The 8,466-nt window shown below is 57.9% G+C and carries 7 protein-coding genes; 4 read left to right on the top strand and 3 right to left on the bottom strand.

The genetic code is table 11. The annotated features are described in order from the left end of the window. Positions 1–611 precede the first annotated feature (611 nt). Both ACX80E_RS14480 and ACX80E_RS14475 read left to right on the top strand, forming a co-directional pair. Complete coding sequence (locus ACX80E_RS14480) at positions 612–1,259, top strand: TnsA-like heteromeric transposase endonuclease subunit (RefSeq protein WP_459302720.1); 648 nt, start codon at positions 612–614, stop codon at positions 1,257–1,259. A 298-nt stretch (positions 1,260–1,557) separates the two neighbouring features. Beyond that, complete coding sequence (locus ACX80E_RS14475) at positions 1,558–2,394, top strand: oxidoreductase (protein ID WP_459302719.1); 837 nt, start codon at positions 1,558–1,560, stop codon at positions 2,392–2,394. A 333-nt stretch (positions 2,395–2,727) separates the two neighbouring features. On the opposite strand, the gene ACX80E_RS14470 is transcribed toward ACX80E_RS14475, so the two are convergent. The 3 genes from ACX80E_RS14470 to ACX80E_RS14460 all read right to left on the bottom strand — a co-directional run bounded on the left by ACX80E_RS14470 (position 2,728) and on the right by ACX80E_RS14460 (position 5,030). Then, complete coding sequence (locus tag ACX80E_RS14470) at positions 2,728–3,468, bottom strand: Pr6Pr family membrane protein (protein WP_459302718.1); 741 nt, start codon at positions 3,466–3,468, stop codon at positions 2,728–2,730. A 457-nt stretch (positions 3,469–3,925) separates the two neighbouring features. Further along, positions 3,926–4,570, bottom strand: a complete 645-nt coding sequence (locus ACX80E_RS14465; RefSeq protein WP_459302717.1) for a GNAT family N-acetyltransferase — start codon at positions 4,568–4,570, stop codon at positions 3,926–3,928. Between the two features lie 154 nt (positions 4,571–4,724). After that, positions 4,725–5,030 carry a BUD32 family EKC/KEOPS complex subunit gene (locus ACX80E_RS14460; RefSeq protein ID WP_459302724.1) on the bottom strand — a complete coding sequence of 102 codons (306 nt, stop codon included), beginning with the start codon at positions 5,028–5,030 and terminating at the stop codon, positions 4,725–4,727. Between the two features lie 850 nt (positions 5,031–5,880). Between ACX80E_RS14460 and ACX80E_RS14455 the strand changes: the two genes are divergently transcribed. Together ACX80E_RS14455 and ACX80E_RS14450 are read left to right on the top strand one after the other, a co-directional pair. Then, the gene (locus tag ACX80E_RS14455; protein WP_459302716.1) at positions 5,881–6,702 is read left to right on the top strand and encodes a MerR family transcriptional regulator; all 822 of its coding nucleotides are present in this window, start codon (positions 5,881–5,883) and stop codon (positions 6,700–6,702) included. A 287-nt stretch (positions 6,703–6,989) separates the two neighbouring features. Next, a complete protein-coding gene (locus ACX80E_RS14450; protein WP_459302715.1) occupies positions 6,990–8,444 on the top strand; it encodes an amino acid permease in 1,455 nt (484 codons plus the stop codon). Positions 8,445–8,466: the final 22 nt, after the last annotated feature.

Here is an 8,466-nt window from a genome sequence, read left to right as displayed (position 1 = left end):
TCCACCCGCCGAAATCAGCGGCACAACCAAGCCTGTCCTTAAGATGTTCGCCTCACTGCCCAGCGACGCACGAGCTCGGAGCCGTCAGCTATCTGCCCCGCCGCATCCCCCCTTGGGGACCCAACAAGCGATCTTCTTCACTACTTGCACAGTCTCGCGGTCCTTTAGGGGTGTGTCTGGAATGGCATTCTGGAGTCCCATAAGCCGGTCCCACACAGGAGCGTGTGCAGACGACTCCTGAAATTTCCGAAAATGCGCGGTTCCGCGGGAATCGCATTCCCGTATACCCTGCCCGCAAAAATGCCCGGTGTCGGGCGTTATACGGGACAGAATTTCAGTCCCACAGGAGCCCATTCATTTGGCTCCGATAATGCAGGCCCAACGCTCGCTAGTGCTTTCCTGATTCCAAGCAGCCTGGTCGTCTCGCTGGGAATCTTGAGCCGCCATTTTCATCGACGACGATGCGCGTCGTAGGAAAGTGACACGAAACTGGGAATTTCGGTGATCTGGGACTGAGTATCACCGCAGGTCAGGACTTTTCGGTGGTGACAGGCAGCTTGGGATCCTACACTGTTGTAGGACCCAAGTTGTTTGACACTTGTCCCAATTTCATGACATCCGCGGAGACTGAGGGCATGGCCAGCGCTCGGGGTCAGGACGTTCGAGTTCAGTGCCTCTCATTCGACAGAGGCACAGTTAGAGCACGGCTCGATGATGTTGATGCGGATGCTGTTCTCCACGGGTTGCCCGTCAGAAAACCGCCCACCTACAGGGGTCAGCGGAACTATCCGGGCCTGTTCTGGTCTGCGACGACGAGATCCTTCTTGATCTATGAGAGTCTGCTGGAACTCGACTATCTTTGGTTGGCAGATTTTCATCCACCTGTGGGCTGGACTGCCACGCAGCCCTTTGAGCTTTCAGGCCACTTTGGGGGACGCGATCATCGTCACGGCCCCGATGTCATGCTTCGCTCGACACTCGGACAAATCCGTATCATCGATGTGAAGCCGCGCTCTCGGCTCGACGATCCCGAAACCGTTGCAGTTTTTGATTGGACTGGCGAAGTTTGCGCTCAACATGGTTGGGACTACTCGGTGTGGTCAGGAGCATCGGCAACCAGACTCCGGAACATTAAGCTGCTGGCCTGTGCTCAACTTTCGACTCATTTTGACCAATTTTCTCAGTTTCGTGTGACCAGTCGGATACTGGTGGCATGGCCGGAATCTAGGGTCAGAACGGGGTGGCTTGCGAAAAAGTGAAATATCCGACGTTAGTGCGATATTCAGCAGTCACGGGACAGTTCGTTGCTTCCCCAACGGCCCAGCTCAAAGCCATGGCACATGGTGTTCTGCAAGGGGAAGTAGTCGTTACATTGGCACGTACACGGGAAGCGTTACATAGTCTCTTCCGTGATTCCGTGATTCCGTGATTTGTTGAACATGCCCAGTAGTGTCTTGCGAACGATCGTTTGCGGACGCGGCGAGGACTATCGTTGGGTTCTCTGGTCGCCCGATTAGTATGAGCTTTGTATTTATTTGCAAATGATCGGAGAAGTCTATGTCTGTCTGGTTCATCACGGGTGCGTCGCGAGGCTTCGGCCTGGAGATCGCTCGGCAGGCCCTAGCGCAAGGCCACCAGGTCGTTGCCACGGGGCGCGACGTTGGGCAGGTAGAGGCCGCACTGTCGGGGGAACAAGTGTTGGCCGTCGGGCTTGATGTTACCGACGAGGCCCAGACAGAGGCAGCGGTGAAGGCGGCGGTCGCTCGGTTTGGTCGGATCGACGTGCTAGTCAACAACGCTGGGCGCGGTCTGCTGGGCGCAGTGGAGGAAGCATCTGGCAAGGAGGTCGAAGCGGTGTTCGCTACGAACGTTTTCGGCCTGCTCGCTGTCACCCGGGCCGTGCTGCCGGTGATGCGAGCCCAGCGTTCGGGCCGGATCGTCAACATGAGTTCTGTGGGCGGTTTCGTGCAGTTCCCCGGTTGGGGTGTGTACGGGGCGACGAAGTTCGCGGTCGAGGGACTGAGCGAGGCCATGCGCGGTGAGCTGGCCCCGCTGGGCATCGACGTGGTGATCGTCGAACCGGGGAGTTTTCGCACGGACTTCCTTGGAGGCAGCTCGCTGTCGCGGACTGATCAGACGATCGACGATTATGAGTCCACCGTGGGCAGTGTCCGCGCCTGGGCCACGAACGCCGACCAAGCCCAGGTCAACGACCCGATCAAGGGAGCCGCGGCCATCATCACCATCGGCACTATCGCTCAGCCGCCGCTGCGTCTCCAGCTCGGCGCTGATTCAGTGGCCCTCGTTGAGGGCAAGCTCGCCCAGGTCGCCGCCGAGATGGAGATGTGGCGCGAACTCGCCACCAGCACAGCCCACCACGACACCACGCACTGAGCATGTCGTTGGAAGTACGTGGCGCCAAGGTCTCGATCTGATCGGCCATGTCGAACTCGAACGCAGTCCAGCACGCACGCATCCTACATGACGTGGAACTCCGCAAGGAGTTGCCTGGCTCGCGCCCAAGCAATGGGTTCGCACTCGTCCTCATCGGGCACCCGATTACACCGCAGCGGACTCATTGACTGGATCTGGGTCGGCGGTGACACCGCCATCGTCATCACCGGCCCAAGCCGAGCCGACACTCCAGACCAGCTTGGTCACCCGGAAGGCCCGTCCAACATCGAAATCCTGGGCCTGAGTGAACGGCCGGTAGAGACAGCGGTGTCGTCAGTTCTTGGCAACCCGGTCGTTGTCCGGGTCCTTCTGTGTGAGGTTGCCGCTGCCAGACGGAACTGTCCGTCCTAGGCGACGGCTGATCCAGATGAGTCCGGCGGCGACAGCGCAGATAATGAGTGCGATCACCACGACGTAAATGGCGACCGAGAGATAACCGGACTCAGACGTACTGGGGTTCAGGAACGGATACGGGTAGAACGGTGCCGTCCCGAAGCTGGGATCGATAGCGAACGGGCCCCGAAGCAGTGTGTAGGTGAGCCAGACGATGGGAAAGATCGCGACGACGGCGACCTTCTTGTAACCCACACGGACGCGGCCGGGGGCAAAAACCCAGTCAAGCAGGAGAATCGCCGGACCGATGAGGTGGAGCACCTCATTTGCCCACTCCAGGGTGCGGCCTTGGGGAAGTTCGATGCTACGCAGGAGCAGATTGTAGACGAGCCCGGTGACCGTCATATAGGCAACCGCACACGTTCGCAGCACGGCAAACCAGTACGCATCATCGCCCTTGAATCGGAACAGGATCACTGCACCGATCACCAGGGTCACGGCTGCGAATACGTTCGAGTCGATCGTGAACATGCTCAGGAAGTTGATGAACCCGTAGAACCCCGGATCATCACCCTTGCCGTTCTCAGCGAAGAACGTGACGGTGGTAAAACCTTGGGCGATAACGGCGGCCATGATGGCGGCCGCACCCACGATTCGGTAGATACCCGCTGCAACCCGCATGCCTGCTCCTCAGGGAAGATCTGTACTTGACCACCCTGCGACGCGGAGTGCCGCCCGCAAGCCTACGGCATGTGATAAGGCGTCAGGACGTTGAAGCACACCGCGACGCGCAGATAGCGTATGACGCCACTGGTGTCGCTTGGTAACGATGAGGAGAGCGTCAGGCACCGGGACTACCGTGCGTGGGCCCATCAGGCTGAAATCTCCGACCACAGTAGGGCGAAAGTCGGGGACACTCGCGCACACCCTGAGGGCAGGGGACAAAGCACGGCATCGGCCCTAGGTAAAAGCACCTGAAGTTTACCCAGATTGTGAGGAAAGTGACACGAAATTGATAATTTCAGTCTTCGAAGGCCGAGCATCGTCGCAGGTCAGGGTGATTCGATGATGACAGCTAGCTCGGGATCCTACATTTTTGTAGGTTCTCAAGCTGGCTGTCAGTATTCTCATTTTCGTGTCACTGGCGTGTCACCATTCTCGATATGGTGTCATCACTTTGAGGATTGAAGGATTCTTGGCCAGCCATGCCTGGGCTAGGTAGTGGGGCACCAAGTGTTGTTCGGTTGCATTGCAGATTCAGCATCATAAGTACTTCGTCTCGGTCTCCCTCGGAGAAACGAAGGGAAGCAGGCCAGCGGCCAATTTCTTGCCAACCACATGATTGGTAAAAGCCGGTCAGACCGATCCCTGACCGTAGCTCAAGGTGCAGTTGTTCGAGACTGAGGTCTTCGGAAGCAGCGCGGGCTACCTCGTTCATGAGGGCACGTCCTACCCCGTGGCCGCGGAATTCGAGAGCTGTTTGGACACGCAACACCCGAGCCCAGTGGGATGTAAGCTCACTGGAATTCCCGGCGAGGTAAAGCCAGCCGGCAATTTCACTTTTCACGGTGGCCAGCAGGATCCGGTCTATGCCTTGGCTCAGAGAAGCAGCCATGGAGTCGATTGAAGAGTTCACCTGCTCGTCAGTAACTGGTGGGAAAGGGAAACCGACGGCGCCTCCTGCATTCGCTACATCTCGCCAACATCTCAGAAGCCGTATCCGTATTTCAGGGTCAACCATCGAAGGATCCACCAGCCACTGCAATTGTAGTTCTTCACCCATTTTCACAGTCTTCCAGATGCTTTCTGCAGGACGGGGCTGTTGTCCCCGCTGGAAGTGATGGCGTCCGGGCGCCATCCGGGATTGCGCGGTTCAGGAATGCTGCCTGAAGAAAGTGACACGAAATTGAGAACTTCGGGGGATCTACCCCGAAGTGTCAGTGCAGGTCAGAGCGATTCGCTGATGATAAGCAGCTTGGGATCCTACATTTTTGTAGGATCCCAAGTGTCGCTTGCCGTTGCCACATGGCGACGGGGAGCGTTGCCCGTAGTTCGTCGTTGGTGCCATAGCCGTCAATGAAGGCCGCCAGCGCGCGTGCCGCCACATGTGGATCCGCCGATGCATCGTTCAGCGTGAATGTCTGCGTGGCGTACGCGAGATCCCAGAGGCGCGTGCTCGGTGCGGCCGCGTCCCAGTCGATGAACACCCAGCGGTCTTCGATGAGGAGGTTCCATGGGGCCAGATCGTTGTGACAGATCAGCTCGGCACCAGGTGCCGGAATGTGCGTGGTACAGGTTGCGGAGGGGCTGGCTCGTAGGCTGCACCGGCATCATGATTAGCGCACTAGGGGTCCGACCCGGGGACAGTTCGGAGAGTGACAGTGGGGGCAAGTCCATGGCAAGGCGACCGGGGACAAATTCTGTCACTTGTTGCCCATAGACGGCAGGAGCATCTACGCCGGTGTCGTGGACAGCCCTCATGTAAGCGAGCACACTCGGAGTCGCCGCCGTCCATGATTTGCCTACAGTCGATCCGACGCGCACCACACCATCGGTAGCGTTGCCGCCAGGCAGGAGGATTTCTTCCATTCCATAACCCTAGTGCTCACGCCCTGGCGACAATCCCGGATGTTCCCTATAGGAAAGTGACACGAAACTGGGAACTCCAGGGACTGGGAGCTGGATATTGTCGCAGGTCAGGGCGATCCGCTGGTGACAGACAGCTCGGAATCCTACCTGTACGTAGGACCCGGTACTAGTTGTCACCAGTCCGGAACTCGTATTACTGGTCGCATACTGGTGGCCTGGCCGAAGTTCAGGGTCAGAACGTTTCTTTGCGTTACCGCTGCATCGGTAGGGAGATGTATACCTGTGTTTCAGCTAGGCTGACGCGGACGCTGTGCTCCGCGGGTTGCTCGTGCGGAAACCGCCACTTACCGTAGCCGGAGGAGATTTCCCGGCTTGTTTTGGTCAACTCCCACCAGTGCGTTGCTGACTAACGAGTATCTGTTGGAGCTGGACTGCTTGTGGATTGCAGACTTCAATCCAGGGGTGGACTGGATTGCCACTCAGTCAACCGGCTCCACTGGCAGAATGAGTGTTATGACGCGCGAATCCGTTTTTGAAACCACAAGTTCAGGCGGTCTGACAGTGGGGTCCGTTGCATCGAAACTTGGAGTGACAGTCCGGACACTTCACCACTGGGATGCGATGAGGCTGGTCTGCCCGTCTGAACGGACCCTCGGTGGTTACAGGCTCTACTCATCTGCTGACGTAGCTCGCATTCATCGTGTGCTCATTTACCGCGAGCTCGGGCCCCTCGAGAAGATCGAGGAACTTCTGGATACCTCTGCGATCGAGGCCGAGGAATCCCTGCGAACACAGCGCGCGCAACTTGTCGAACGCATTTCGCGCTTGCAAGGGATGGTCGCATCAGTTGATCGGATGATCGAGGCCACTAGCGCTGGAATTCTACTCTCAGCCGAAGAGCAGGTCGCAATTTTCGGTCAGCACTGGCAGCCGTCGTGGCCGGAGGAAGCCCGCACCCAGTGGGGCGACACGGCACAGTGGGCCGAGTATGCGCAGCGCTCAGTGGAAAGGACAGCCGATGATTGGCGTCGGGTTGCAGAGACTACTTCAGGGATCAGCGACGACCTGGCCGCGGCGAAACGTGCGGGTCTCGGTGCCGGGAGCGCCCAGGCCAATAGTCTGGCCGAGTGGCACCGGGCGTCGATCAGTGACTACTTCCACTGCACTCACTCGATGCATGTGTGTCTGGGCAAAATGTACGTCGCTGACGCCGCTTACGCGGATTTCTATGACGCGATCGAACCCGGCCTTACCCTATGGCTTCAGGAGATCATCGATGCAAATGTGTCAAGGGCCATGAGCTTCTGCCCACCAGCGGTCATGTAATCTGCCCGCTGGTGGCCAGCATGAATGCCCGGATATGGCCATGAGATCTGCCCGCAAATACGGGTTGGTGGTTGGCAATTCCGGTCCAGGGGTCGCTTGAGGAAACGGACGTCAACGTACGGCAGGTTCAAGCGACCCTCCGCAGACCCCATCTACTTATCCCGAGAATATTCGATTCATCACTTAAAGTAACCAATACTGATTACAAGAATTCGCTTTTCTAATGTGAGCTACATCGCATAGTGTGGTGCGGGCCCAACGTGCACTCAACTGCCAGGAGAACTTCGATGAATCAAGAACCCGCTTCCCAGTCCGTGATGAGGCGAAAGCCCATCGATGACATTGAGGAAGAAAGCAAGAACAGCCAACTTTTCAAAAGCCTAGGTTTGTGGCAGCTGACGGCCATCGGGGTCGGAGGCATAATCGGCGTCGGTGTTTTCTCGCTGGCGGGCCTTGTCGCTCACGGAGATGCCAATAACCCCGGCGTGGGCCCGGCAGTCCTCATCTCGTTCCTGATTGCCGGGCTAGCCTCGGGCGCGGCAGCTTTGTCCTATGCCGAATTCTCCGGGATGATCCCACGTGCAGGTTCGGCATACACCTACGGATATGTGGCTTTGGGGGAGATCATTGGCTGGTTCATCGGCTGGGACCTCTTGCTGGAATACATCGCAATTGTTGCCGTTGTGGCAATCGGAATCTCCGGCTATTTTGATGCTTTCCTTTCAGGAATTGGCATCCACATGCCCGCATGGATGTCCTCCACCCCGGATGCGGGCACCGGTGGCATCATCAACCTCCCGGCTATCCTGGTGTGCCTTTTGGTGACCTGGATCCTGAGCCGGGGAACACGGGCATTCGGCCGTTTCGAACTGGTGGCCGTTGCCATCAAGGTTGTCTTGATTCTTTTCATCATCGGACTGGGGGTTTTCTATATCAACACTGAAAACTTCAACCCGTTCATGCCCAGTGGCTTCGGGCCTGTATTGGCTGGAGCCGCTACTGTCTTTTTCGCAGTCTTCGGATATGACGCGATGAGCACCGCAGCGGAGGAAGCCAAGGATGGCAGAAAGCACATGCCCAAGGCAATCGTCCTGTCCTTGATTATCGCCATGCTGCTCTATGTTGCCGCCACGCTCGTGCTCACTGGTATGCAGAACTACAAGGACATTGATCCCACTGCCGGCTTCGCTTCGGCGTTCAGCAGTGTGGGACTGCCGGTGATCGCCACCATCATTTCCGTTTTCGCGGTCCTGTCAATCCTTACCGTGATGCTCACTTTCCTCCTGGGAGTCACTCGCGTCTGGTTCTCGATGAGCCGTGACGGCCTGTTGCCCGGCTGGTTTGCCAAGACGGACCGTCATGGCACGCCTCAACGCGTTACATGGATCGCGGGCATTGCCTCGGCGTTCCTTGCTGGAGTGTTTCCCATCAAGGAAGTGGCTGACCTCACCAACATCGGTATCTTGGCCGCGTTCGTTGTGGTGTGCATTGCCGTCATCGTGTTCCGCTACAAGCGCCCCGACGCGCCACGCACATTCCGTCTGCCGTGGATGCCTGTGGTCCCAGCCTTCGGCGTCCTAGCATCTGCCCTCCTCATGTCCCAACTCCACTGGCAGACATGGCTTCGGTTTGCCGTCTGGCTGGTTGTGGGCCTGGTGATCTACTTCGCTTATGGTCGCCGGAACTCGCTCATGAATCCGGATAGCCCTCGGCATATAGGGAAATTAGGGCGCAAGTCGTAGTAGTTCGGGTGACCGAGTTCAG

It is taken from the genome of Arthrobacter sp. TMN-49 (assembly GCF_054511095.1).
This window is presented reverse-complemented; position numbering and strand designations above follow the sequence as displayed.